This is a genomic window from Corynebacterium sp. LaCa78 (assembly GCF_046717505.1).
Classification (GTDB): domain Bacteria; phylum Actinomycetota; class Actinomycetes; order Mycobacteriales; family Mycobacteriaceae; genus Corynebacterium.
The window spans coordinates 337094-362776 of the sequence record NZ_CP177112.1 but is presented as its reverse complement, the minus strand read 5'-3'; the positions used below and the strand labels follow the sequence as shown (position 1 = coordinate 362776).

The 25683-nt window shown below is 59.5% G+C and carries 23 protein-coding genes and 1 tRNA gene; 12 read left to right on the top strand and 12 right to left on the bottom strand.

What is annotated here, in order from left to right; genetic code table 11:
- Nucleotides 1-11 precede the first annotated feature (11 nt).
- Genes ACLI1O_RS01830 through ACLI1O_RS01820 form a run of 3 tightly spaced genes read left to right on the top strand, consistent with a single transcriptional unit; the run spans nt 12 to nt 3607 of the window.
- Nucleotides 12-1367, top strand: a complete 1356-nt coding sequence (locus ACLI1O_RS01830) for an MFS transporter (RefSeq protein WP_284772090.1) — start codon at nt 12-14, stop codon at nt 1365-1367.
- Between the two features lie 11 nt (nt 1368-1378).
- Entirely contained in the window at nt 1379-2026 is a 648-nt protein-coding gene (gene deoC / locus ACLI1O_RS01825; RefSeq protein ID WP_239270066.1) for a deoxyribose-phosphate aldolase, read from the top strand.
- A gap of 3 nt (nt 2027-2029) precedes the next feature.
- Nucleotides 2030-3607, top strand: a complete 1578-nt coding sequence (locus ACLI1O_RS01820; protein WP_239270065.1) for a phospho-sugar mutase — start codon at nt 2030-2032, stop codon at nt 3605-3607.
- 165 nt (nt 3608-3772) lie between these two features.
- On the opposite strand, the gene ACLI1O_RS01815 is transcribed toward ACLI1O_RS01820, so the two are convergent.
- A complete protein-coding gene (locus tag ACLI1O_RS01815; RefSeq protein WP_239270064.1) occupies nt 3773-4810 on the bottom strand; it encodes an ABC transporter substrate-binding protein in 1038 nt (345 codons plus the stop codon).
- Nucleotides 4811-4951: 141 nt separating this feature from the next.
- Between ACLI1O_RS01815 and ACLI1O_RS01810 the strand changes: the two genes are divergently transcribed.
- From ACLI1O_RS01810 to ACLI1O_RS01800, 3 genes are read left to right on the top strand one after another with little or no spacing between them, the layout of a single operon-like run.
- Nucleotides 4952-5899 (top strand): FecCD family ABC transporter permease, encoded by a 948-nt coding sequence (locus tag ACLI1O_RS01810; protein WP_239275285.1) that lies wholly within the window; start codon nt 4952-4954, stop codon nt 5897-5899.
- On the top strand, nt 5896-6951 hold the full coding sequence (locus ACLI1O_RS01805) for a FecCD family ABC transporter permease (protein ID WP_239275283.1): 1056 nt from the start codon (nt 5896-5898) through the stop codon (nt 6949-6951). The genes ACLI1O_RS01810 and ACLI1O_RS01805 overlap by 4 nt, the downstream gene beginning before the upstream one ends.
- A 22-nt stretch (nt 6952-6973) precedes the next feature.
- Complete coding sequence (locus tag ACLI1O_RS01800; protein WP_239270061.1) at nt 6974-7777, top strand: ABC transporter ATP-binding protein; 804 nt, start codon at nt 6974-6976, stop codon at nt 7775-7777.
- A 474-nt stretch (nt 7778-8251) separates the two neighbouring features.
- On the opposite strand, the gene ACLI1O_RS01795 is transcribed toward ACLI1O_RS01800, so the two are convergent.
- The 3 genes from ACLI1O_RS01795 to ACLI1O_RS01785 all read right to left on the bottom strand — a co-directional run bounded on the left by ACLI1O_RS01795 (nt 8252) and on the right by ACLI1O_RS01785 (nt 10224).
- Nucleotides 8252-8851 carry a hypothetical protein gene (locus ACLI1O_RS01795; protein WP_411706918.1) on the bottom strand — a complete coding sequence of 200 codons (600 nt, stop codon included), beginning with the start codon at nt 8849-8851 and terminating at the stop codon, nt 8252-8254.
- A gap of 177 nt (nt 8852-9028) precedes the next feature.
- Nucleotides 9029-9110: transfer RNA gene (locus tag ACLI1O_RS01790), tRNA-Tyr, on the bottom strand.
- 109 nt (nt 9111-9219) lie between these two features.
- A complete protein-coding gene (locus ACLI1O_RS01785; protein WP_239270059.1) occupies nt 9220-10224 on the bottom strand; it encodes a polyprenyl synthetase family protein in 1005 nt (334 codons plus the stop codon).
- Nucleotides 10225-10322: 98 nt separating this feature from the next.
- On the opposite strand from ACLI1O_RS01785, the gene ACLI1O_RS01780 reads away from it, so the two are divergent.
- Nucleotides 10323-11591, top strand: a complete 1269-nt coding sequence (locus tag ACLI1O_RS01780; RefSeq protein ID WP_239270058.1) for a geranylgeranyl reductase family protein — start codon at nt 10323-10325, stop codon at nt 11589-11591.
- 16 nt (nt 11592-11607) lie between these two features.
- On the opposite strand, the gene ACLI1O_RS01775 is transcribed toward ACLI1O_RS01780, so the two are convergent.
- From ACLI1O_RS01775 to ACLI1O_RS01750, 6 genes are all read right to left on the bottom strand, one after another.
- Complete coding sequence (locus tag ACLI1O_RS01775; RefSeq protein ID WP_239270057.1) at nt 11608-12312, bottom strand: demethylmenaquinone methyltransferase; 705 nt, start codon at nt 12310-12312, stop codon at nt 11608-11610.
- An 11-nt stretch (nt 12313-12323) separates the two neighbouring features.
- Nucleotides 12324-13523: a glycosyltransferase family 4 protein gene (locus ACLI1O_RS01770; protein ID WP_239270056.1), complete on the bottom strand. Its 1200-nt coding sequence runs from the start codon at nt 13521-13523 to the stop codon at nt 12324-12326.
- A 60-nt stretch (nt 13524-13583) separates the two neighbouring features.
- Complete coding sequence (locus ACLI1O_RS01765; protein ID WP_239275281.1) at nt 13584-14033, bottom strand: DUF3592 domain-containing protein; 450 nt, start codon at nt 14031-14033, stop codon at nt 13584-13586.
- Nucleotides 14034-15656 carry a 2-succinyl-5-enolpyruvyl-6-hydroxy-3-cyclohexene-1-carboxylic-acid synthase gene (gene menD, locus ACLI1O_RS01760; RefSeq protein ID WP_239270144.1) on the bottom strand — a complete coding sequence of 541 codons (1623 nt, stop codon included), beginning with the start codon at nt 15654-15656 and terminating at the stop codon, nt 14034-14036.
- An 80-nt stretch (nt 15657-15736) separates the two neighbouring features.
- Nucleotides 15737-16462, bottom strand: coding sequence for a hypothetical protein (locus ACLI1O_RS01755; RefSeq protein WP_239270143.1), 726 nt, complete (start codon nt 16460-16462; stop codon nt 15737-15739).
- A gap of 77 nt (nt 16463-16539) precedes the next feature.
- Nucleotides 16540-18954: an excinuclease ABC subunit A gene (locus ACLI1O_RS01750; RefSeq protein WP_411706917.1), complete on the bottom strand. Its 2415-nt coding sequence runs from the start codon at nt 18952-18954 to the stop codon at nt 16540-16542.
- Between the two features lie 263 nt (nt 18955-19217).
- Between ACLI1O_RS01750 and ACLI1O_RS01745 the strand changes: the two genes are divergently transcribed.
- From ACLI1O_RS01745 to ACLI1O_RS01725, 5 genes are all read left to right on the top strand, one after another.
- A complete protein-coding gene (locus ACLI1O_RS01745) occupies nt 19218-21197 on the top strand; it encodes an FAD/NAD(P)-binding protein (RefSeq protein ID WP_239270141.1) in 1980 nt (659 codons plus the stop codon).
- 221 nt (nt 21198-21418) lie between these two features.
- Nucleotides 21419-21673: a hypothetical protein gene (locus tag ACLI1O_RS01740; RefSeq protein ID WP_239270140.1), complete on the top strand. Its 255-nt coding sequence runs from the start codon at nt 21419-21421 to the stop codon at nt 21671-21673.
- A 76-nt stretch (nt 21674-21749) separates the two neighbouring features.
- Nucleotides 21750-22097, top strand: coding sequence for an IS3 family transposase (locus tag ACLI1O_RS01735; RefSeq protein WP_411706916.1), 348 nt, complete (start codon nt 21750-21752; stop codon nt 22095-22097).
- Between the two features lie 39 nt (nt 22098-22136).
- Complete coding sequence (locus ACLI1O_RS01730; protein ID WP_255716835.1) at nt 22137-22475, top strand: transposase; 339 nt, start codon at nt 22137-22139, stop codon at nt 22473-22475.
- A gap of 15 nt (nt 22476-22490) precedes the next feature.
- Nucleotides 22491-23198, top strand: coding sequence for an IS3 family transposase (locus ACLI1O_RS01725; protein WP_255722740.1), 708 nt, complete (start codon nt 22491-22493; stop codon nt 23196-23198).
- A gap of 251 nt (nt 23199-23449) precedes the next feature.
- Here ACLI1O_RS01725 and ACLI1O_RS01720 read toward each other — a convergent pair whose 3' ends face one another.
- Nucleotides 23450-24274: an ATP-grasp domain-containing protein gene (locus ACLI1O_RS01720; protein ID WP_239268778.1), complete on the bottom strand. Its 825-nt coding sequence runs from the start codon at nt 24272-24274 to the stop codon at nt 23450-23452.
- A gap of 333 nt (nt 24275-24607) precedes the next feature.
- Nucleotides 24608-25573 (bottom strand): hypothetical protein, encoded by a 966-nt coding sequence (locus ACLI1O_RS01715; RefSeq protein ID WP_239268780.1) that lies wholly within the window; start codon nt 25571-25573, stop codon nt 24608-24610.
- Between the last annotated feature and the right edge of the window lie 110 nt (nt 25574-25683).

Genomic DNA, 25683 nt, shown 5'->3' with positions numbered 1-25683 from the left:
GACCCACCGCCATGCTGAAAAAAGTTAAGGCCACCCCGGGTGAGCGCACCCAGGTAAACCCCAAGGCCGCCGTCCCCATCCTGCTGTTTGTCTTCGTCTTCTCCCTTATCATTGACAATGGTTTCAAGACGATGACCATGCCGATCGCGGAAGCGCTCGAAATTTCCGATAAGACCGCGTCGCTGCAGGCCTCCCTGGCCGGCGTGATCATTGGTATCGGCGCCGTCGTCTACGCCGCCTTGGCGGACTCCATTTCTATCCGGAAACTGATGCTTACCGGCATCGTTTTTGTGGCCGTGGGTTCCATCCTGGCCTTCGTCTTCTCTGGTTCGTGGGCCATGATATTAACCGGCCGCCTGATTCAAACCACCGGTTTGGCCGCCGCTGAGACACTCTATGTCATCTACGTGACCAAGCACTTGAGCGAGGATGATCAAAAGACCTACCTCGGCTTTTCCACCGCCGCCTTCCAGGCTGGCCTGCTCATTGGCGCGCTGACCTCCGGGTTCATCTCCACCCACGTGTCTTGGACGGCGATGTTCCTCATCCCGCTCATCCTCCTGCTGACCATTCCGCCCATCATTAAGAATGTGCCGGAAGATGAGGCCGTGGAAAGCCACCTGGACGCGCTCGGCCTGTTCTACGTTGCCCTCTTTGCCAGCGCTCTTATCTTGTTCATGCAGGATTACACCTGGTACTGGCTCATCTTCGCCATCGTGGGCGTTGCCGCATTCATCGTGCACATCAAGAACGCGAAGAACCCCGTGGTTACCCCGGAATTCTTCACCAATGGCCGCTACGTGTGGACCATTATCATGGTGCTCTTTGTCTATTCCACGCAGCTGGGCTTTATCTTCCTGCTGCCGTTTGCAGCCCATGACATGCACGGCATGAGCTTGGATCAGGCCTCGCTGTTGATGGTGCCGGGCTATATCTGCGCCATCCTCGTCGGCATCTTTTCCGGCAAAATTGGCAAGGTCATGTCCTCTCGCGCCACCATTTACACCGCCTTTGGCATGGTTGCCGGCGCGCTCTTGTTCGCCGCGTTCTTCGCGCAGGTTCACGTTTCCGTGCTCATCATCGCCATCGTGGCCTTTGCCAGCGGCTTTGCCCTGATGTACGCCCCACTGGTCAATACCGCTTTGCGCAATATCAGCGCAGCCAAGTCCGGCATCGCCATTGGTTTCTACAACCTCACCATCAATATCGCCGTGCCCCTGGGCATCGCTTATACCGCCAAGCTGCAGGAATCCACCAGCTACACCACCACGCTGTTGGTCCTCACCTTCATCGCCGCCATCGGCTCTGGCCTCTATGTGGTCTCTGACCTCAAGATGGCCCGTAAAGAATCCGCTGCTATTTCCTAAAGGAGAAAATCATGACTTCTCGCAACGACGTTGCTTCCTACATCGACCACACCCTGCTCAAGCCAGAGGCCACCCCGGAGCAATTCCGCGCCCTGGTAAAAGAGGCCACCGAGCTTGGCACCTACGCCGTGTGCGTCTCCCCTTCCGCCCTGCCGCTCGAGACCCCGAAGTCCCTCCATGTCGCCACGGTCGTGGGCTTTCCCTCCGGCGCCGTCAAGCCGGAAATCAAGGCCGCTGAAGCCGCCCGCGCGGTTGCCGATGGCGCCGAGGAAGTAGACATGGTCATCAACATCCCGCTGGCCATCGAGGGCCGCGCCGAGGAGCTGCAGGCAGAAATCCAGGCCGTGCGCGATGCCATCCCGGGCAAGGTGCTCAAGGTCATCATCGAGTCTGCCGCGCTTTCCGATGCCGCCATCGTCCTCGCCTGCCAGGCCGCCGCTGCCGCCCAGGCGGACTTTGTCAAGACCTCCACCGGCTTCCACCCCGCCGGCGGTGCCTCCACCCACGCCGTCAAGCTCATGCGCGAGACCGTAGGCGACAAGCTGGGCGTGAAGGCCTCCGGCGGCATCCGCACCGCCGAGGATGCTCTCGCCATGATCGAGGCCGGCGCCAGCCGCCTGGGGCTGTCCTCCTCTGCCAAGATCCTCGAGGAGCTTTAAGCCATGTCTGTGGATAAGACCTTCGATTTCGACTACGCCCGCACCTGGGCCGAACACGATCCGGATGCGGACACCGCCCGTCAGGTGCTCACGTGGATCGAGGAAGATAACTCCGAAGAACTCGCCGCCGCCTTCGCGGGCCCCCTGAACTTTGGTACCGCGGGCCTGCGCGCCGCCGTGGGCGCGGGCGAATCCCGCATGAACCGCGCCGTGGTCATTCGCACCACCTACGGTCTTATTACCTGGCTCAAGCAGCAGGTCGATACCCCGGTCGTTGTCATCGGCTGCGATGCCCGCCACGGCTCCGCGCAGTTCCAGCGCGATGCCGCGCAGGTTATCTCCGCCGCTGGCGGAAAGGCCTTAGTCCTGCCTGCGCAGAATCCGACCCCGCTGACCGCCTTCACGGTGCGTTCCTTAGGCGCGGACGCCGGCATTATGGTTACCGCCTCCCACAACCCGCCTGCCGATAATGGCTACAAGGTGTATCTGGGTGGCCGCGTTGCCACCGGCCCGGGCGAGGGCGTGCAGCTCATCTCCCCAGCCGATAAGGAAATCGCCGCCGCCATCGCTAAGGCCCCCTATGCCGATGAGGTCCCGCTCACCTCTGATCACATCGAGGACGTCAATACCCGCGCGGAGTACCTCGACCGCGCCGCCACGTTGGTCGGTGAAAATACCGATATCACCATCGCTCTGACCGCCATGCACGGCGTAGGTGCCGAACTGGGTAAGGAACTGCTGTCTCGCTGCGGCTTTACTGTCTCGCTGGTGCCAGAACAGGCCGCTCCCGACCCAGATTTCCCCACGGTTTCTTTCCCCAACCCGGAGGAGCCCGGCGCCCTAGACCTTGGCATTCAGCATGCTGAGAAAATCGGTGCCGATATCCTTATCGCTTATGACCCTGACGCCGATCGCTGCGCCGCCGCCGTGCCTACCGATGGCACCTGGCGCCAGCTCAGTGGCGATGAGACCGGCGCCTTGCTTGGCGATTACCTCGCCCGCCGCGGCGCTACCGGCAACTTCGCCAACTCCCTCGTATCGTCCCGCCTGCTCGGGCGCATCGCCGCACACTACGGCCTCGGCCACGAGGAAACCCTGACCGGTTTCAAGTGGATCGCCCGCACCCCGGAGCTTGCCTTCGGCTACGAAGAAGCCATTGGTTTCTGCCCCGATCCCAACGCAGTGCGCGATAAGGACGGCATCTCCACCTCCGTGGTGCTCGCCAGCCTCGCCGCCGAATGCAAGGCCGCTGGAAGCAGCCTCCTAGGCCTCTTGGATGACATCTACGCCACGGTCGGCGCCCTGCACACGCAGCCGCTGACTTTCCGCGTCGAGGACTTGAGTCTGATTACCCAAGCAATGGACAAGGTCTCTGCCACCCCACCGACCGAGCTCGCCGGCTCCCCGGTGTCCAAGGTGGAAAAGTTTGCCCAAGGCTCGAAGTTCTTCACCGATAACGATGACCGCGTTATCGTTCGGCCCTCCGGCACCGAGCCCAAGCTCAAGTGCTACCTGGAGTCCCCCGACGCCGGTCGCCTCGATGCCATCGCGGCTGATTTGCGCGATTACTTCGGGCTCTAATCCGCCCGCTTACTGAAAACAGGTTTATGGGCCAGCAGGATTTCGCCACCATAGCGCGAATCTGCTGGCCCATAAGACTTTATAAGGCGGACTAGAGCACAAGGGCTCTTCTTTCCCTACGCGGGAAGCGCCCAACTCGGGCGGGCCCTCATGCCCTCAGGTCAATTACTTAACATCCAAGTATTCGACTAGTTCTTCCGCAATCTTTTTCGCACCCGTTGGGCCAAGACCCAAGAACCAGAGGTCATCGCTGACGCGGAAGGCCTTGCCTTCCTTCACCGCTGACAGATTCTTAAATTGTTCGGATTCAACAATTTTGTCCTCACCAGTGGCCGATGGATCGCCATAGCTGGAGTAGAACAGGTAATCTCCGTCTGCCTCAGAAATGGACTCTGGAGAAATCTCCGCTGCCAGCTCATCAATGTCCTGGTTTTCAGGGCGAGCCAGTCCTGCATCGCGCAGAATGACACCGATAAGGGACTTATTGGCGTACAAGCGGATCTTATCCGGCATGAATCGAAGCATAGAGACCGTCGTGTCCTTCGGCATCTTCTCCTTGATTTCAGCCAAGGTATCCGCATAGTCATTGAGGATATCGACGGTTTTCTCCTCTTCACCGAGCGCATCACCGATCAGCCGGAAGTCTTCCTTCCATGGATATCCTGGGCGGATAGCCAACACGGTCGGCGCGATATCGGAAAGCTGCCCGTACAGATCGTCCACGCGCAGTTGGCTGCCCACAATGAGATCGGGCTTGAGCTCCGCGATTTTTTCGACATTTACCTCCTGAATGGTGCCCACCGAAGGTACGTCTTTCACCTTGTCAGCCAGATAATCCGGCACTGGATTCGCACCCTTAGAGGTAACCATGCCTACCGGCTTAATCCCCAAGGACAGCACAGAGTCGAGCTCACCCATGTCCAGCACCACGACGCGCTCTGGCTTCTCTTTAATCTCAGTTTCACCATTGGCGTGCTTGATGGTGCGGGGGAATTGGCCCGGCTCAGCATCAGTTCCCAACTTGGCGGTTTCTTCATCAGCGGTACCAAAGCGCTCACCGCTATGGGAGACGCTTTCATTGCCCGGACCGCCCTTGGAATCGTCATTTTCGGCAGCACTGCAAGCAGACAGTGACAAGGCAATGGCGACGGCGGCAGCCATGCTTGATAGCAGGCGTTTTTTGTTAAACATTATTTCTGACATAATGGTTAGCCTAAGCTAACTTACTTATTTATTGAAAATAATATGACGCATACCAAATCAACGCTCCCCCCAATGGGTGTACCGAATACTCGTCGCCGCAGGTGGCGGGTCGGCGCCTTCCTTGCACTTGCACTTTTGCTAATGGTGCTTCTGATTGTGCTCAGCCTGTTCATCGGCGCGCAGTCTTTTACCCCCTCTGAAATAGTCGCAGGCCTCCGCGGCGGCCCCGGCAGCAGCACGGCTGGAGACATCCTGTATGAGCGACGAATCCCACGCACCGTCGCCGCCATCCTCGCGGGTACTGGGCTCGCGGTCGCCGGTTGCATTCTCCAGATCATCACCCGAAACCCGCTGGCAGATACCGGAGTATTCGGCATGAACGCCGGCGCCGCCTTCGCGGCCGCGCTCGCTCTTAGCGTATTCGGGCTATCTTCACCCCTAGCTTTTACCGCCGCTGCCTTGATCGGTGCGGGTGGCACCATGCTATTAGTTGCGCGCCTTGGCCGAGACATCTCTGGCGCCATAGATCCGCTCCGTATCGTGCTTGCCGGCGTGGCGTTAAGCGCTGTGTTCGAAGGCCTTTCTGAGGGCATGTCACTCCTAGATCCGCAAGCCTTTGCCCGAATCAAGGCATGGATGGTGGGCAGCATGGATATTGCTTCTACCACCCCGCTTTATCTCATGGGGTGCGGATTGGCCGTCGCCGCAGTGATGTTGGTTTTCCTAGCGCCCCGCCTGACCGTCCTGCCGCTGGGTGAACACGCTGCAGAAGCACTTGGCATCAACGTAGCCCAAACCCGCGCACTGGCCCTCTTTGTTGTATCTTTGCTCGCCGCAACGACCACTGCCGCAGTCGGCGTCTTAGCATTTGTCGGCATGCTTGTCCCCCATTTGGTTCGCCAAGTAGGCATCACCAATGAGCGCGATCAGATTTGGATTAGTGGGTTAATCGGTCCAAATCTGCTTCTCTTCGCCGACATCATTGGGCGGCTTATCTTGCCCGGCGAGTTACCCGCCGGAGTAACCGTCGCAATAATCGGTGCTCCTTTCCTCATTTTCCTTGCACAACGCAAGCAGGTGGTTCTATGAGGACCACAGACCTAAATGCCACGCGAGCCGCTACCACCTCGGTACGCACCATCGCTGCGCGATACCGCCGCCGCGAAACAATTGTGCTTTTTGTGGGCGTCGCCGCAGTCCTTCTCGCTGCCGTCGTAGCGCTGACGTACCCTGGCGCAGGACTAGATCGCGTGTCGGCTTGGCAGGCGCTTATTCACCCCGACTCCGGCTTCGGCACCACCGTAATCTACGAATGGCGCTTGCCCAGAGTCACCGCTGCCATCGTGGTAGGGGCTGGCCTCGCTATTGCCGGCACGCTTTTTCAGACCGTAACCCGCAACCCGCTGGGCTCGCCCGACATCATTGGTTTTAACACCGGTGCCTATACCGGGGTGATCGTGGTGAGCTACTTAGGGTTCAGCAGTTTTATTAACGTCGCATTAGGAGCGGTGGTTGGGGGCGGGATCACCGCACTGATCATCGTCGTCCTAGCCCTACGCAGGCAGGTAAGCGGCATGCGACTCATCCTGGTCGGTATCGGAGTCTCCCTTACGCTCTCCGCGGTCAACCGTTACCTCATCTTGAGCGCAGATTTGGACACGGCTATGGCTGCGGCCACGTGGGCTGCTGGTTCGCTCAACGGCATTGAATGGATTTTCGTCGGCCCAGCGGCCATCGTGCTGGCACTAATCATCGTGCTAACTTTCACGTTGAGGTCGCGTTGCGAGGCCCTAGAGCTTGCCGATGACACCGCCTACTCCCTCAGCCTAAATGTAACCCGCACCCGCCTTGTTCTAGTGTTCCTCTCTGCCCTTTTAACAGCACTGTGCACCGCGCTGGCCGGTCCGATTTCTTTCGTAGCCTTAGCGGCACCACACCTGACAAGGTTCCTTACCGGTGGCCAACGAGTCAGCCTCCCTGCTGGTGCACTTATCGGCGCCACCTTGCTATTGGTCTGCGACATCATAGGGCAACAGCTTTTCCACCCCACCATGCTTCCGGTTGGCGTCGTAACCGTCACCTTGGGCGGCACATACCTGATCATCCTCATGCTCTTCGCGCACCGCACCTACCGCAGGTAATTTTGAAAGGACTTTCCCCAAAATGGCTTTCCCAGATTCAGACAGCGATGGAGACATCGCGGTAGCAGTACAGGGCGCTACCGTCACTTACGGTGACTTCACCGCCGTAAACAACGTAAGCGTGGATTTCCCGCGCGGAAAATTTACGTGCATTATTGGCCCCAATGGCTGTGGCAAATCCACGCTTCTGCGCGCTATGGCGCGAGTATTGCCCACAGAGGCAGGCACTATTTCCTTAGAAAACAAAGCGATTGATTCTTTCGGCCGCAAAGAATTATCGCGGCGCATCGCGCTCATGGCCCAAGATGCAATAGCCCCTGAACATCTCACCGTAACGGAACTGGTAGCACGTGGCCGGTTCGCACACCTGGGAGCGTTGGGGCAACGCAGCAGCCAAGACTTCGACAAGGTATCCCAAGCAATATCGACGGTGGAACTGGATTCGCTGGCTGACCGGCGAATGAATGAATTATCCGGCGGTCAACGCCAACGCGCTTGGTTGGCCATGGCGCTAGCCCAAGACACCCCAGTGCTCCTACTGGATGAGCCCACAACCTTTTTGGATTTGGGCTATCAGCATGACTTGCTCACTCTGGTGAGAAACCTCAGCGAAAACGAGGACAAAACAGTCATCGCCGTAGTACACGACCTCCAGCAAGCGATACGTTTCGCCGACCATCTAGTAGCGATGCAAAGCGGGCAGTTAGTCGCCCACGGAAATCCCGTGGACATAATCACCTCAGAACTAATTGAGCACCTATATGGCCTACCCGTAGAGGTTACCAAGGCTGGGCAGCAAGGACGGACAGTAATCATTCCAGACTGAAGTTTGAAGTGTCCCAGGTTTTTCCTCTGAGTAGACGGGAAATCTGAACTAGGGCCTGACCCCCGGAAAGTAGACACATCGGGGGTCAGGCCCAGCGGATTCATAAGGCCTTGGACTACGCCACCCCACAAAAAGTGGAAACCGAATACTATCTCACTCAGCCCATCAACACAGGGTCGTAAACGGAGCGGAACTCAACCCAGGACGCTTCAAAATTTGGGAATCACCTACCCGTGGCCATTTCCTCTTTATCTTTATCCGGCCATACGGTCACTACTTTGTACGTGTTGTAGACCATTGCTACGAATACAACAATATTTCCAAAGATGAGCCACTGCGGTGCATCGTTCGGCAGAACTATCTGTAGAACAGCACTCACGAAACACAGCATTGCAATGTTCGTACCCAACGAGATGATCAGCATTCTACGTCCAAGGCTCATTTTTATCCCTTACTTTTTCGTGTTTCTTATATTTATCCGCACTGGTCAGCGGCTGTTATGATAGAGCCAGATGCGTTTGCCATGGTAACCGCAGCCATCGTAGGCCCAATAGGGCCTGTGAGCGGCGCGGACGCGACTTCGACTGCGGATCCCACAGTTGCTGCGCCCCCTAGAAGGACAGCCCCCGCACACCCAGCAGCAGACCGAGTCTGAATGAGAGTTGCGTCGACCAACTCTGGATCAACATTCGTTGAATACTTTGCAGCGATCTGGTTGCCCTCTACCGAGTATTCGATGTTTACTTTCTCTCCAGTGATGAGAGTCTTTGAAGTGGGCAGAGCTTCTTCTTTGCCATTCGGGCTTTCTACAACTACTGCGTCTGCTTCTTTATGAACATTGCCGTTTACTACTTCAGCGGAGTATCCACTCTCATTAGCGTCATTGATTACGAGAAGTGCCTGTTGCTCCTCCTGGGCCTTAGCAATCCTTTCCTTAAGGACATCATTTCCCGTCCCTGTGTTGGTTGACTGCTGAACCTCGTTCTGAGAATTTTCTGCGGATGTAGCGACTGGCACTGGTACGAGTACAGAAGCTAGTGCGATAGAAGCAGCAAGCTTAGTTCCAAACTTCAAGGAAAACCTCTTTTTGAATTCTGGAATACGAATGAACTCAGGTGGATGATAAGGTCTGCGCTCGTCCTGCGCAAGACATAACTGGAATATCCCCTTTTGACCTTTAAGCCCCAAGACACACTTTTGTCGCATATGCCACGAAGCCCCACAAGCTTCAGCTTGTGGGGCTTTATGTTGTGCCAGGTAGAAGATTCGAACTTCTGAAGGCAATGCCGGCGGATTTACAGTCCGCTCCCTTTGGCCGCTCGGGCAACCTGGCATGCACTCTGCGGTGCGTGTATGTACTTTACTATGAATCACCCACCTACCTCCAAATCGCCAGCGCAGCGGGGAGAAATGGAATGTTAGGAGGGGCCACCAGCAAGCAGCTAGCCCACTCGGCGAACGGTGTAATCCGCGAGCTGGCGCAGCGCTTGGCTAGCGGAATTTTCCGGCAGTACGGAAAGCTGTTCTTCTACCGTGCGTAGGTAGGCATTAATGTCCTCTAGCGCCCTCTGCCGGCCGCCAGACTGGCGCAGGAGGGCGATGGCACGCTCGACCTCAGCATCGGTTTCTAGGGGTCCTGTCAGCAGCTCACGCAGCTGGTCGCCCACTTCCCCGTCCTCTTCCAGGGCGTAGAGGACGGGGAGGGTAAACACGCCCTCTCGCAGGTCGGTGCCCGGGGTCTTTCCGGAGTCTTTCGGATCGGAGAAGATATCGATGACATCGTCCACGATCTGGAAGATCATGCCGATGGCACCGCCAATGCGGTACAGCGCCGCAGCGTGGTCGGCCGAGGCGCCGGAGTGGTACGCGCCGAGGTAACCGGCAGAGGCGATAAGCACCGCGGTCTTTTCCTGAATAACGGCCATGTAGTGGTCCACGGGGTTGGCTTCACCGGCACCGATGGTCTCGCGCATCTGGCCGGTCACCAGCTCTTCAAAGGTATCCGCGAAGTGGCCCACGGTATGGGTATCTAGTTGGCTCATCAGGCGGGAGGCGTGCGCGAGGAGGGCATCACCGGCAAGGATGGCCACGGAGTTATTCCACCGGGAGTTGGCGGATTCCACGCCGCGGCGGCGGTCCGCCTCATCCATCACATCATCGTGGTACAGGGTGGCAACGTGCACCATCTCCACAACGGTGGCGGATTTAATAACCTCTTCACAGCCCGGTTTGGCGCCGTACTCAGAGGCAAGCAGGGCCATCATCGGGCGAAAGCGCTTGCCGCCCGCCTTGGACAGATGGCTTACCTTGTCCTTCAAGAAGTCCTGGCCGCGGTCAGTTTCACTGCGCAGCTTTTCTTCTACTGCTTCCATGCCCGCGCCAATGCGTTCATTAAGCTGTGGATCACCAAGATCCACGTGAGTGGCATGCGAGTGGCCGTGAGTCATTAAATAGCGTTCCTTGCAATTAAAAGCCAGAGATAATCGTTTATCTACCGTAGTCCAAACCAGCCCCCTTAACACACTTGAGGGGTTGAACTAGTGCAATGATAGTCCCTATGTCGGAACAGATCGATTCCCCCCGCCCTGTCGAAGTCGCCATCATCGGCGCAGGACCCGCCGGAGCCGCTGCGGCCATCCACGCCGCCCGCGCTGGCTATGAGACTATCCTCATTGATTCAGCCACATTCCCCCGCGATAAAACCTGCGGCGATGGCCTCACCCCACGGGCAATGCACCAGCTAGACAAGCTTGGCATCACCATTAACGCCGTCTACCGCAACCGCGGGCTTAAGCTGCACGGCTACGGCGGGGACGTCACCGCCCCGTGGCCGCAGACCTATCCTTCCCAGGTGGGCACTGCCCTGCCGCGCTTTAGGCTCGATGCGCAGCTGGTAGAGGCTGCCACCGCCGCAGGTGCCACGCTTATATCCGGTACCCCCGCGAGCGCCCCGGTCATGGAGGGCAACCGGGTGACCTCGTTTCGCATCGGCGAGCAGATTATTCGGCCGAAATGGCTCATCGTGGCCGATGGCGTGCGTTCTACCTTTGGCAAGCAATTGGGCCGCACCTGGCACCGCGATGAGGTCTATGGCATCGCCGCGCGCTCCTATGCCGCCTCCCCTCAGGCAACCGAGCCGTGGATGCACTCGCACGTGGAATTAAAAGACGAAGACGATTCCGTCCAGCCCGGCTACGGCTGGATTTTCCCGTTGGGCGCAGAGCTTGGGCAGGTCAATATCGGCGTCGGTGCGCTATCGACCGCACAGCGGCCGGCCAAGATTAATACCAAAAAGTTGCTGGAGTTCTACGCCGCCCAGCAGCGCGCGGAGTGGGGCCTTGGGGACATCGAGCATGTCACCTCTGCCCTGCTGCCCATGGGCGGGGCGGTCTCTAATGTGGCGGGGGCCAATTGGATGCTCATTGGTGATGCCGCCGCGTGCGTCAACCCCTTAAACGGCGAGGGCATCGACTACGGCCTCGAGACCGCAGCGCTCGCGATGGGCATGCTCGGGCCGAAGGATTTCACCCTCGCGTGGCCGGCCACCCTGCGCGAGCACTATGGCGAATCCTTCCTGCTTGCGCGCACGGCCGCCCGCCTGTTGACCTACCCGCAATTCCTGCCCGTGGCGGGCCCATTAGCACTGCGCGGTCCGGTGGGCCGCTTGCTGATGCCCGCTGCCGCACGCCTCATGGGCAACCTCATCACGGAGGAAGACCGCGACCTTATCGCCCGCCTGTGGCGCACGGCGGGCCGCAGCATAGGGGCCGTCCGGCGCGATACGCCCCTGTGGGCCTCCACCGCGGCGGTCTAGGAGGGCTGTAAGGGGTTTACTTCAGGGCATCGGCAAGCGGCTTCGTTGCCGAGTGCAAGGCGACGATGCCCAGGGTGAGGTTTTGCCAGCCCGCGTCGGCCCAGCCATTGCGGTTGATGGCCGCCGCCAACTCCTCTTGTCCAGGCCAAGCGCGGATGGATTCCGCGAGGTAAATATAGGCATCCGGGTTGGAGGAGACCACGCGCGCAACCGGGGGCAGCAGGCGCATGAGGTATTCCTTGTACACGGTGCCGAATACCGGGACGATGGGGGTGGAAAATTCCGCCACCGCCAGGCGCCCGCCCGGCTTGGTCACGCGCGCCATTTCCCGCAGCCCCAGCTCGTAATCGTGGATATTGCGCAGGCCATAGGAGATGGTGACGGCGTCAAACGTATTATCCGCAAAGGGCAATTTCATGCCATCGCCGGCCACCTTGGGTACGTCGCGCTCGCGTCCGGCGGCGAGCATGCCGCGCGAAAAATCGCAGGCTACGCACCACGCGCCGGATTTGGACAGCTCTTCTGTGGATACCGCGGTTCCGGCCGCGAGGTCGAGGACCTTCTCCCCCGGCTGCAGGTTAAGGCGCTCGCGGGTGCGCTTGCGCCAGCGCTTGTCCTGTCCAAAGGACAAGACGGTATTGGTGAGGTCGTATTTTTCGCCGACGGCGTCAAACATGCGCGCGACGTCGAAGGGCTTTTTATCCAGATCTGCCTTAGACACAAATGCCTAGTCTAGGCTACGCGCGCCCCAAGGGCACGAGCCGCCCACCGCGGCAGCTCTGGGCGCTGCCCCAAAATGGTCAGCGGCACCCGGCGGGTATCTTCCAGCACCTCTTCGTAATAGCCCACCAGCTGCTCGCACAGCGCGGTCCACGTCTTCGAAGAAATGGAGGCGCGGGCATTATCCCGCAACTCCGCATGGATCTCTGGGTTTAAGAGCGCATCGACGGCATTGGGCAGGTCATCGACAAAGCTATCCACGTCTAAGAGCAGGCCGTTATAGCCTTCTTGGATAAGGTCCACGGGCCCGCCTGCCCGCGGGCCGATGGTGGGCACGCCAGAGGCTTGGGCCTCCTGGATGGACTGGCAGAAGGTTTCAAATTCGCCGGCGTGCACAAAGACATCGAGCGAGGCATAGGCCTGAGCCAGCTCCTCACCGCTGAGCGCGCCGGTGAACACGGCGTTGGGAAGCTGTGCCTCCAATAGCGGGCGCTCGGGGCCGTCACCGACGATGACCAGCTGAATATCCTCGCGGCCATTAAGCGCGGACAACCGGTGCACGCCCTTTTCCGCGGCCAAGCGGCCGACGAAGCCGACGATGTTTTTCTTTCCACTGCGGTCCCAGCTGCGGCGCAGGCTAGCCGAGCGCTTTTGGGGATGGAAAAGCTCGGTATTGACGCCGCGGCCCCAATGGCGCACGTGCTTGATGTGGTGTTTTTCCAAATCCCGGATGGTCAGCGAGGACGGCGCCAAGGTCATCTGGCAGGAGTTGTGGATCGTGCGCAGCCACTCCCACACAGCGTAAGCCAAGGCGGAGGCGTGGTACTTGGTGGCGAATCCTGCGACATCGGTTTGGTAGAGCGCCACTGCCGGAATGCGCTGTTGGCGGGCCGAAAATGCGCCCGCCGCACCCAGCACAAACGGGCTAGCTAGGTGGATGATATCGGGCTTGAACTTCCGCAGCGCATCATCCACGGCCGTGGTCGGCACGCCCACCGGCAACGAATCCACCAGCGGCACGCGCACGGTGGGCACGCGGTAAATGGGAAAGCCCAAGTAATCAGGGATTTCTTCTTGGCCCTCGCGGGCACCGGGGGCGATGACAATCGCATCGTGTCCGGTTTCTTGCAGGTGCTCCAAAACGCGCAGCACCGAGTTTGTCACGCCATTGACATTGGGGAGGAACGATTCAGCCACGATTGCAACTCGCATGCCACCATAATGACCTATTTTTCTTGGCCTTTGGTGAATCCAATGAAAAATCTGGGTAAATTATTTTTCAGCCCGATTTTCAGCGCGGCGGGTGGTCACGGTAATAAGCCGCCACAGTCCCACGGCGGCAAGCGTAGACACAACCGCCACGGATAGCGCCGGTATGACCGCCAAGGTCCACTCGCGGCCTTCTACCTTCACCAAATCCGGATTATCCTCGGCATACTGCACCCATACCTGCTGGCCCTCGCCCAAGTCCGTGGGATAGAGCAAGCCTTGCCGCGGGGAATGATAGATCCCGTCGCTATCTTGAAAATCCACGGTGGTGCGCAGCGCGCCGACGTCCTTGACCGTTGCCAAAGCCCGGCTAGGCTGCGCGGAAATGGCGCGGTCATTGAGGAGGGGGCCTACCACCAGGCCCACCGAGCCCACGATCAGCGCCACGTAGATGGCCAGCACGAGCTGGTGCAGCCGACGCCGAACAACCGCGGGCCTATAGCGCGGGGCCACTTACTGGCCCACCTTCTGCGTGAGCTTATCCTGCAGCGCCCGGCGCGTGGCACGGGTGGTCTGCGCCTCCACGATGGTGATGCCCGTGGAGTATTCCTTAAGCTCTGCCAGGGTATCCAGCAGCTCCTGCGGGGTGGTCACCAGACGGTAGTCTGCGTCATAAGCCTCTGCCAGCTTGTCGATGCCCACCCCATGCGGCGTTCCAAAGGCCGGCTCGAAGGCATCGCGAAGCGCGGGCGCGCCTTGTTCCAGGGTTTCAAAGATGCCGCCGCCATTGTCATTGGCCACCACGATGGTGAGGTTCTCTGGCCGCGGCTGGTCCTCCGGGATCAGCAGCCCGTTGGCATCGTGCAAAAAGGTCACATCCCCTACCAGGGCCATCACGCGTGGGGCGCGCCAATTAGTGGGATCCAGCGATTGCGTGGCCAGGGCCACGCCGATGGCTTGGGAGACGGTGCCATCGATGCCCGCCACCCCGCGCGGGGCGTAGGTATCCACGCCGTCAAAGGGCAGCCCGATGAGGGAGGCATCGCGCACCGGATTCGAGGCGCCGAGCACCACCGTGTCATTGACCGCGAGCGTATCGCCTACCGCCGCCGCTACGTGCAGGCCGGTGAACCCGAGTTCTTCATCCTCCAGGGTTGTGCGCACGGCCTCGCCGACCATGTCGGTCGCGCCTTGGCAGATCTTGAGCCACTCGCGGCTTGGCTCCCCGGTGGTCTTGACGGTGGTGCCAAGGCGCGCGTTATCCCCGCGCTGGTTGGTAAAGTCCGCCGTGCGCGAGAGCACCACCAGCTCGATATCCGGGTCATTCATCAGCGCGAGCACGCCGCGATGCAGCGTGGGATGGCCCACCACGATGACCTGCTCGACCTTGGTATTGACCACGTAGTCATTGGCGGAGACCTGCGCCTTGCGGAAAATATGCGCCGCGGCCGGGTGCACGGGGTGGAAGGGCCCCGGCGCGGAGGGCTCCGCGATGGTCGGCACGTCTTCTAGGCCCTCGACCTCCCAGGCCTCATCGCCGGCGATAACAAGGGTATTTTTGCTCAAGTCCACCGCGACCTCGCCGTGGTCATAAAACCGCGGGGTGGCCGCGCGGGTGCCATCGCCACCTACTCGCTCCGGCAGGCTATCTCCTACCAGGGGTGCGTCAAAGGCGATATTGATGTGTACCTGGAGGTCGCGCTCAAACCGCTCTGCAATGGCGGCGATATCCTCTTCCGCATTGACCTGGGTGGTATCCGCATAGACGCCGAAGATGCCATCTTGCACGATGGTTTGGGAGGCGCCGGTGCCGATCAACCGCTCCGGGCGGTCCGCGCTGATAATGGCCAGCGGGGTATGGGAATAGTGCGCCTCAACCACCGCGGGCAGCGTATTGGCCACGGCCGTGCCGGAGGTCATCACCACCCCGACGTGGCGGTGCTGCACGCGCGCCATTCCTAAGGCGGTAAACGCAGCGCCGCGCTCATCAATGCGCGTATGCACCCGGATATCCTCGCGCGCGAGGAGGGCGAGCGACAGCGGTGCGTTGCGGGATCCCGGGCACAGCACCACATCGGTAAGGTGGCGCGCCAATTGGGCGGCCACCTGTTCAGCCAGCTGCATCGATTCATTCATGCTGCCAGATTTTACCTACTGCGGCGCAGCGGCCGGCAATCGCGCCGCGCCGCCGCCTTGCCTATAGCCGGTACCGCTGGTTAGCCCTGCTGCTGGTTGCCGCCATTGCCAAAGAGATCCCGCAAAAGGCGTTCCACGTCGAGGTCATCGCCTTCTTCCAGGCGGTCCTGAATTTCCGGTGGCAGCTCGGTAGGAATATCTTCGGGGAGATCGTCTTGCAGATTCGGCAGATTGCGCAGGCGCTCAGAAATACCAGGGCCCGCATCCTCGGTCTCGGTCACTGTGGTGGGCACCTGCGTGGTGGTGGTTTCCGTCACCGGTTCTGGCGCGGGCTTATCGGCATCGCTCGCGGCATTGCGCCACAAGAAGAACAGGGCGCCCGCCGCCAGGATGGCAACGACGGCGATGGCGGCAAAGACCCCGGCCATCCCGCCGTTTTTCTTCTTTCCCCTGCCGCGCTGGTCCGGGTCATAGTCCGACGGCACCGGCTCATACTGCTGCTGGGCGTATTGTTGCTGGCCATACTGCCCACCGGGCTGCTGATAGTTTTGTTGGTAATTCTGCTGGTAATCGGCGTTCGCGTCGAATTGCCGCGTCTCATTCTGCGGCTGCTGCGCGCCCGGGAAATACTGCTGTGGGCGCTGGCTGCGGGCATTACCGCCCGCATTATCTGGGACGCGGCCTATCTGGCGCGTGGCATCCTCGGCCGGGCCAGACCACTGGCGGGTCTCGTCAGTGCCGCGCCCATCATCATGAGAGCCTTTTCGGCCATTGGAACCGTTTTCACCAAAGCCATTATTTGTCATGCCTACCAGATGTACATCATTTTCCTGTGAGATCCCAGGGAATCTCCCAGATGCCAGCGTTGGACCGAGGGGAGATGCTAGCTCTGCAGCTGGCGCGCCCGCAGCGCCCGTCCGGTCGCGGTATCTTCCGCGGCCAGCTGGCTTGGGGTGGCATCCGCGATGATCTGCCCGCCGTCCGCACCGGCGCCGGGGCCCATTTCAATGATGCGGTCCGCGCTCGCTAGAACGTTGAGATCGTGCTCGATGACGATCACGGTATGCCCGGCATCGACAAGCTTGTGCAGCTCCGCATTGAGCAGGGCAATATCGGCTGGGTGCAGGCCGGTGGTGGGCTCATCCAGCATGTAGACCGTGTGCCCGCGCCGCGAATTGCGGGAGCGCTGCAGTTCCGTGGCGAGCTTGATGCGCTGCGCCTCGCCGCCGGAAAGCTCCGGCGCACCCTGTCCCAAGCGGAGGTAGCCCAGGCCCACGGCCTGCAGCGTGGCGATGGCGCGGTGGATCTTTGGTTCCTCGGCAAAGAATTCGGCGGCCTCATCCACGGTGAGCTCCAGCACCTCTGCGATGCTGCGCCCATGCCAGGTCACCTCGAGGGTTTCATCGTTGAAGCGGGCACCGCCGCATTGTGGGCAGGTGGTATAGGAACCCGGCAAAAAGACCAGCTCTACCTCGATTTTTCCGGCGCCACCACAGGTGGGGCACTGGCCCTGCTTCACGTTGTAGGAAAAGCGCGAGACCGTCCACTTGCGCTCCTTGGCCTCCGGGGTGGAGGCAAAGAGCTTGCGCACGTTATCGAAAAGGCCGGTATAGGTGGCCAACGTGGAACGCGGGGTGCGGCCAATGGGCTTTTGGGAAATCTGCACCAGACGGGAGACCTTATCCAGGCCCTCTACCCCGGCAAGCGAGAACTCGTGGCCGCCCTCGTCCGCGTCGTCTTTATCCTCATCGGCCACGGCGGTGGCGGATTCCTTGAGGGTTTCTGCCAGCACGGTGCTCACCAGCGTCGACTTGCCCGAGCCCGAAACCCCGGCCACTGCGGTAAATTGCCCCAGGCCAAAGTCCACATCGAGCCCGTCGATACTGCGCGCCGAAATGCCACGGAGGCGGAGGTGGTTGGAGGGGGTGCGTGGGGCATCGGCAAGCGCGAGCTCACGCTGCGCCAACGCGCGGGCGGTAGGGGTATCGGCGTCGTAGTCCTCGACCGGACCGGAATAAACCACCTTGCCGCCGCCCTCGCCGGCGTAGGGGCCAACGTCCACGAGCCAATCCGCCTGGGCCACCAAATCCATATCGTGTTCAACCAGCAACACCGAATTGCCGGCGTCAATAAACCGGCGGCACATATCCAGCACCGCCCCGCGCTCATCGGGATGCAGGCCGGCAGACGGCTCATCGAGCACATACGCCACGCCAAAGAGCCCGGAACGCAGCTGGGCGGCGAGCCGAATGCGCTGCAATTCACCCGCCGAAAGGCTCTGGGTGGGCCGGTCCAGGCTCAGGTGCGCCAACCCCAGCTCCAGGGCGGAGGTCAGCGCCGGCAACACCTGCTTGAGCAGCAGATCCTCCGCGGAATTCTCCTCCGGTTCCTGCGCGCTGAGTACCTCATAGACCTGGTCCAGCGGCAGGGCGCCCATCTTGTCGATGCTCATTCCCGCATACATCACCTTGAGCGCCCGCGGGTTCAACCGCCGGCCGTGGCAGGTATCGCACTCGCGGGATTCCATGAAGGACAACGTGCGCTTGCGCAGCGATTCCGATTGGGTCTCCTGCAGCGTCTTGGTGAGGTAACTGGCCACCGAGCGCCACGTGCCCTCATAATTGCGCTGGATCTGGTCCGCGCCGCGCAGGGGTTTTACGGTGACCACGGGGCGTTCTTCGGTAAATAGGATCCAGTCGCGGTCTTCCTGCGGCAAGTCTTGCCAGGGGGAATCCAGGTCATAGCCCAAGTTCATGAGGATATCGTGGAAATTTTTGCCCGCCCACGCACCGGGCCAGGCCTTAATGGCGCCTTCCTCAATGGACAAGGTGGGATCGGGCACCATCGATTGCTCGGTGGGCTCGTGCACCACGCCCGCGCCCTGGCACTGCGGACACATGCCCTCTGGGGTATTTGGTGAAAAGGCATCCGAGTAGAGGCCCTCAGGGTTATCCCCGGCGCGCGAGTACAACAGGCGCACGCTATTAGATAGCGCGGAAACCGTGCCCACCGTGGAGCGCGCCCCGCCGCCGGAGGTGGATTGCTGCAGCGCCACCGTGGGCGGCAAGCCCTCCACCTGGCTTACCTGTGGGTCCACCGCGGAGCTAATGAGCCGGCGCGCAAACGGCGCCACCGATTCCAGGTAGCGGCGCTGCCCTTCCCCGTGGATGGTGCCAAAGGCCAGAGAGGATTTTCCGGAACCGGAGACTCCCGTCACCGCCACGAGTTGGCCGCGCGGCATATCCACATCGACGTTGCGCAGGTTGTGTAAGTGGGCATCGCGAACCTTGATTGTCATGACCACAATCCTACCCGCGCACCAGCTCCCTAAGGCAACGCTTCGGCCCGCCACCCCCGCCGCGCATTGCCTACCGATCTGTCTACCACTCCGCCTGCCCAAGAATTAATTTCACGCCCGCTCAGGGTGTTCCGGCTGGCGAGCGCGCCCTGCAACCACCAAGCTGCCGCCGGTGCATATTTCGCCGCCTCTCTTGCTGATAGACTTCATTGTCTATTATGACGATTCCGCTTGGTCTATAAGCTAGAAGGTAGGGCTCCGCGTTGACCGATAACACTTCATCCATCGCGCTGATTGGACTTGGCCCCCGCGGCATTTCCGTCCTCGAGCGCCTCGTGGCACAACTCAATACCGTCTCCCACCCGCCAGAGAAACTAACGCTGCACCTTATCGATGATGCCCAGCACGGCGGCGGCAAGATTTGGGATATCAACCAGCCCAAATACCTGTGCATGAATACCTTCGCCCACGGTATGACGCTGTTTTCTGAGACCAACTCCACGGTGGAGGCCCCAGTGGTGGAAGGCCCCACCATCTACGAGTGGATCCGCCTGACGCTTGGCGATGCCCACGTGTCCCCCGGCGCCCGCGATTACGTCGCCGCCCACCCACTCGATCCGCAGGTGCTTGGGGAATTCGGCCGCACAGAGCTAGAGAAGCTGCGCCCCGAATCCTATTTGCCGCGCGCGCTGTACGGCCACTACATCCTGTGGGTCTTCCGCTCCGTCTTGCAGGATGTGCCGGAGTGGGTTGAGGTCAAGCAACACCACGCCCGCGTGGTGGATATTGAATCCCGCGAGGGTGCAGATATTTTGCACCTTAATAACGACACCACCGTTGCGGCCGGCTCCACCTTGGCGGTCACCGGCTGGCAAAACCAGGGCTATACCGAAAACGAGCGGTGGATCTTAAAGACCTTGGAAGATAACCCCAGCCTGCGCTGGATCCGCGCTGATAACCCAATCGACCAGGGTGTTGACTCCATCAAGGACAACGAGAAGGTCCTCGTGCGCGGGCTTGGTATGGGCTTTTTCGATATCCTCATCCTCTCCACTGTGGGCCGCGGTGGTAAGTTCGTCGAGGATTCCTCCAAGCCTTGGGGCATGCGCTATGAGGCCACCGGCACCGAGCCCACCTTTGCAGCCGCATCCCGGCGCGGCTATCCCTTCCTGCCGCAATCCAATGAAGGCGCCCTCCCACCGGCCGCGGAGATCCCGCGGTTAAAGAAGGTCGTCGCCGAGCTATCCCACCGCACGGGCGCGCGCTCCATCAACTATGACACCGAGGTATGGCCTGCGGTCGCCCGCGATGCCTACCAGGCCTATATCGATACCCTCGCCCGCGTCGAGCCGGAAAGCCTGCGCGCCTCCCGCGAGGAGATCATCGCCGCCCTCGATGCCACCCCGGTAGATGCAGGCGTGGCCTATAACGGCCTGGCCCAGCTCGATGAGGTCATTGCGCGCCATACCACCAAGGATTTCAGCCTACTGCGCTGGATGCACCTGCTCACGGAGGATTTTTCCAACCAGCAGGAGCTCACCGAGCACATCGCGCAGAGCCTGTGCGAGGACCTGGCAGAATCCCAGAAGGGCCCGGATAGCCCGGTGCGCGCCGCTTTGTGGTCGGTCGGTTTCTCCCGCAAACCCACCCAGGTTCTGGGCGCTGAGGGCCGCTATACCCTGGAGTCGCGCCACCACATGTTCGATAAGGCCATCTCCTTGGGCCAGACCACGTGCTCCGGCCCGCCGCCCTTCCGCACGCAGCAATTGCTGGCGCTTGTCGATGCCGGCATTGTCAGCTTCGTCGGCGGCAACCCCGTCTTGGGAACGAATGCCGATGCCGGGGAATGGACCATCAGCTCCAGCGCGTCTGGTGGCAAGCGCATCCCGGGCACGACGCTTCTCGATGCCTGGGTGCACAAGCCCGATATCCGCCGCACCCCGCACGATTCCTTCATGCACTCCCTCGTGGAATCCGGGCGCGTGCGCGCCTTTACAGAAACCGCCAGCGATGGCATCGAGGTACCTACCGGCTCGCCCGCCGAAGACCCCGATACCCGCCAGGTCCACAACGCCGATGGCACCGTGGATGAGCGCCTGCACCTCGTAGGAATCCCCGCCCACGCCGAGTACCCGGATACTACCTTGGCCCCGCCGATTCCCGGCACCGATTCGTGGTTCATCCAGGAAGCCGATAAGGCCGCCGTGCACGCGGCCCAGGTAGCACTCGCGGGGCAAGCGTAGCTAGCAGCGAGGGGGCAGGCAACCGCCTGCCCATTACGCTGTTAGCAGTTCCGTTCGGAGGAGCCCAGGATTCATACTCCTAGCCCCATGCTGGGGCAGGTTATGTTTATCTGCGTTCGGACCTGACCCCCATTTGGTGGACACCTGATATCCAGCCCAGTCGGACTGGGAAGAAAGGTAATCTACCATCATGTCCAGGTATTCCGAACAGTTCAAACGCGATGCCGTGGCCCTCTATAAGGAACAATGAGGGCCTCTCGCTGAACTCAGCATTAGCCGAACTCGGCATCAACCGAGCTTCGCTGCATTCTTGGGTCAAAAAGTACGGCACCGGCAAACGTGCCCGCATAAAAGCCGTGCATGATAAAGCCCAAGCGGCGAATGATTCTGCGCGAATCCGCCAGCTAGAGAAAGAAAACGCAAAACTGCGCGAAGAACGCGATATCCTGCGTAAGGCCGCGAAATATTTTGCTTAAAGCAACTCACTGGTGATCCGCTTCCAGTTCGTCGATGACCACCGAATAAAGTACTCGCCTCACACGGATGTGCCACGTGTTAAAGCTCAATCGTTCCTCGTTCTATAAATGGGTCCACACCCGTAAAAAGCGCAGTTTAAAGATGCATTCCGACGGTCTTATTGGTGCAAGAATAAAGACCATCTTCGACGATGAGCACGGGCTTTACGGAGCTCAACGCATCGCCGCAAGCCTTAAAGCCGATGAGAGCTGTGGTCCGACGAATCACAAGAAAGTTGCACGAATCATGAAAACCATGGGACTTCAAGGCTTTACTAAACGGCGTCGATGCACCACCACTAGGCGCAAGCCTGGTCACCGCGTCATGCCAGATCTAGTAGGCCGCAAGTGCACGGACCTGACCCCCTGGTGGTGGACACGCTGAAACCAGCATGTCGCTGGGGAAGTGAGGTACCTTTCCACCATGCCACGCAAGACCTACACCGAGCGGTTCAAGCGTGACGTAGTCTCGTTGTACGAGTCGACTCCCGGAGCAACGATCAACGCGATCGCCTCCGATCTCGGGGTCAACCGCAACTCGCTGCGCAGCTGGCTCGATGCCTTCGGCACACGCACCAAAACCAATGCCAACGGTGAGAAAGTCGCCAGCCTCATCGCCGCGTCGGACTCCGCCACCGCTGCCTCAGGACTGTCGGACGCCGAGCGCATCCGCGTACTGGAACGCGAAAACGCCAAACTCCGCGAGGAACGAGAAATCCTTCGTAAGGCGGCCAAGTATTTCGCGGAAGAGACGAACTGGTGAACCGCTTCCGGTTCGTTGACGACCATCGAGACCTCTACGAGGTCAAGCGGTTATGCCAGGTCCTGGAAATCAGCTGCCCCTGCCCGCCGGCAACACCTCGTCGATGACGCGGTGCTGGGAGCGCAGATCAAGACCACCTTCAACGCCGAGAACGGCTGCTACGGCGCGAAACGAGTGACTGCGGCGATCAACTCCGATCCCGTCAACGACCGGGGCAAGGGCGGCCGTCTCAATCACAAGCGCACCGCCCGGCTGATGCGGCAGATGGGCCTTTTTGGTTTCACCAGGAAACGCCGGGTGAAAACGACGACGTCGAGTAAACGGGCCCCGAGGTTTCCGGATCTGCTGCAACGCCGGTTCACTGCGGACAGGCCGAACGCGGTCTACGTCGGCGACATCACGTACCTGCCGATCGCGGACGGGTCGAATATGTACCTGGCCACGGTTATCGACTGCTATTCGCGGCAGTTGACGGGGTTTGCGATCGCTGATCACATGCGCACCGAGTTGGTTGAAGAAGCCCTGACGATGGCCCGGAAGGTTCGCGGGAGCCTAGACGGGGCGATCTTCCACTCGGATCACGGCAGTGTTTATGCCTCTGATCAGTACCGGAGACTATGCGTGCGCTTCGGTGTCACCCAGTCGATGGGCGCGATCGGGACGAGTGCGGACAACTCGTTGGCGGAGTCGTTCAACGCCTCGTTGAAGCGGGAAGTCCTGTAGGATGAGTCTGTTTTCACTAGTCAGTTGGCCTGCCGCCAGGATGTGTTTCGGTGGTGCACGCGGTACAACACCAAACGATTGCATTCATGGTGCGGTTACCGCTCACCGAACGCCTTCGAAGACGCCGGGTTAGCTACACTTACTATCGCATCGTGATTAAATCCCCGTGTCCACTTTCCGGGGTTCGGGCCCCCGTCGTGCGACCGCTGCAGCAGCGACCCCTGCGCCGATAACAGCAATTCGGGTCGTCATCACGCATCCTTTCCGGGGGCAACAGTAAACAGATCACCATGGGCGTCGAAAGACTCAAGAGATTGAAGATCGGTCTCAACAGCAGCACGGTCAGAAGAGCCAAGAAAAACCATGCCAAACGCACCAGTTGTTACGCGATTCGACTTATCGATATAAGTGCCGATCTTTGGTCGCCGCGAGATTCTCTGAACGGTCGGGCGAGTTTGGACAAGATCCCAGTGGCACTGTTGAAGCACACCGTTTGACTGCGGGGTAGGCATGAGCCAGGCGACACACCCGTCAAGATTTCCGGCGAGTACTTCCTGTTCGGCAGCTTGTAAACCATCCACTAGCATCGTGGCGAGAACACTGATCTGGCTGAAACCGCGAGTCGGGAGATAGACCTCGTCGGGTACTTCGGGGCCCATACAGCGACCGTTGTATTCAATAAGTACCCACTGCCCCTTAGACCACCTCAGTTCCACGTGGGAGGCTCCGAAGTTTACTTCCAGAGCGTCAAGGAGCGATAAGGTATATTCCACGGCACCGGAATAGTGGTTGTCCTCCGGTCCTACTGTGATAGCTGAATATATGTGGGGAGCTCCAGATTCCTCCGTAAGTCCGTATCGGAAAACTTCGGTCACAATATGACGCCCTTCGGCTGTCACCGTGTTCACAAAATATTGAGGTCCGTCTACGTACTCCTGAAGAACCACGGAGGGTGATTTTTCTCCTAGCAAAGTCGTAGAATTTTGAATGGTAGTAATCGCTTGAAGAGTCTCGGGTTCTGTTTTGCAGAAATAGACATGGTCACTGCCCCGCTTCCCACAGGCTTGACAACACAATCCTTGACCAGGGACGGGTCTAGATAAAGGCTGTCTTGTGCAGAAGCGGGGGATAGGGTAACAGACCTTGGGGCACGCAGTCCATATTGGTGAGCAACATCAATCATTCCTTGCTTATGGCGACGGTGGCAGATCTTCTCTCTACCGTTATGCGGTAGTCCTAACTCAGCTGAAACCCACTCAGCTATGGATACTCCTGATTCGCTTCCCGGCACAACAAGGTCAAATTTTTCTTGGCTACATTCCCGGAGTAGGGGGCCAGGGCCCATGGATCGGAAATGCTCCCGTCTTCGTTAGCTGAGATGGCATACGGCGGGTTAGCAGTAGCAACCTCTACGTCCCTTTTTGGCGCAGGGTTGCCACCAGATCGGCGCTACTTGAAGAATCATCAACTACTAATATTTTCTTTTTCCGTGTTCCCCACATTGCTTGGCTTATGGTTATTGCCACAATGAGCATCAACAAAGTTAACTGAATTGGTTCGACTTGAGAGCCCAATGCCACCTCGGTAGCCATCACCACGGCCGGAAGGGCCGCGATGATCAGTGCCGAGATGAAAGGCGACGCTAAGGTAATTCCCCACTGCAAGAGCAGGATAGGAAAAGTAATGCACATCACCGATAGCAGGACGATTGACAGGGTAGAGCCTCGAAGCATCTCCGCTTCCACGGAAAAGAAAGCCACGAGACCGCTAATAATCCAAGCTAAGTGAAACCTCACTGCTGCAATCGTGAGAACGCTGTTCCCTTGTTCAGTAGCCCAGCGCGAGGAGTAAAGCACTCCTACCGCAGAAATTCCTGCGCCTACAGCTAGAGCGAAACCCAGATAAGACTGGGGTGAACTGCTTCCCGTTCCTAGGAAGAAAAAACATAGAGCCAGAACCACTACTGCAGTTGTGGACACCAATGAACTGCTGAGCCTTCTGGCCGACCAAGTCATTATTACTGCGACAATAAAAGGGCCGACTCCTGTTTCGATGACACTTGCTGCAGTGGGCTGCATCAAAGTAGTGGAAACATAGAATAAGCAGAAAGCGCCCGCAGTAAACAGATTGAGGCTTGCTGCAGTTGTCATTTTCATGGGGGGATGCGGTGTTTCCGTAGCTCGGTATTTTCTACGATAAAACGCTAAATAGACCACTGTGGAGATAATCGCTGCGATAAGAAACGCTGAAAACGTAGTAAAAGTAGATAGCTCTGGGTCTACTTGGGCTCCGACTATCGCAGTGCCGATTCCTTGCCATAGGACAGCTAGGGCTACGATAACCGCCCCTACACCTGGTTTATTGGACTGGATCATAAAACCTTACCCTCAAAATCCGTAAAGTTAACTTAATAGGTGCTGTTGCAAAGTTGGGCGGAGAGCAGCGAAGACTCAGTTTCTCATTCCCTGATGGCCGCTGCGTGTGG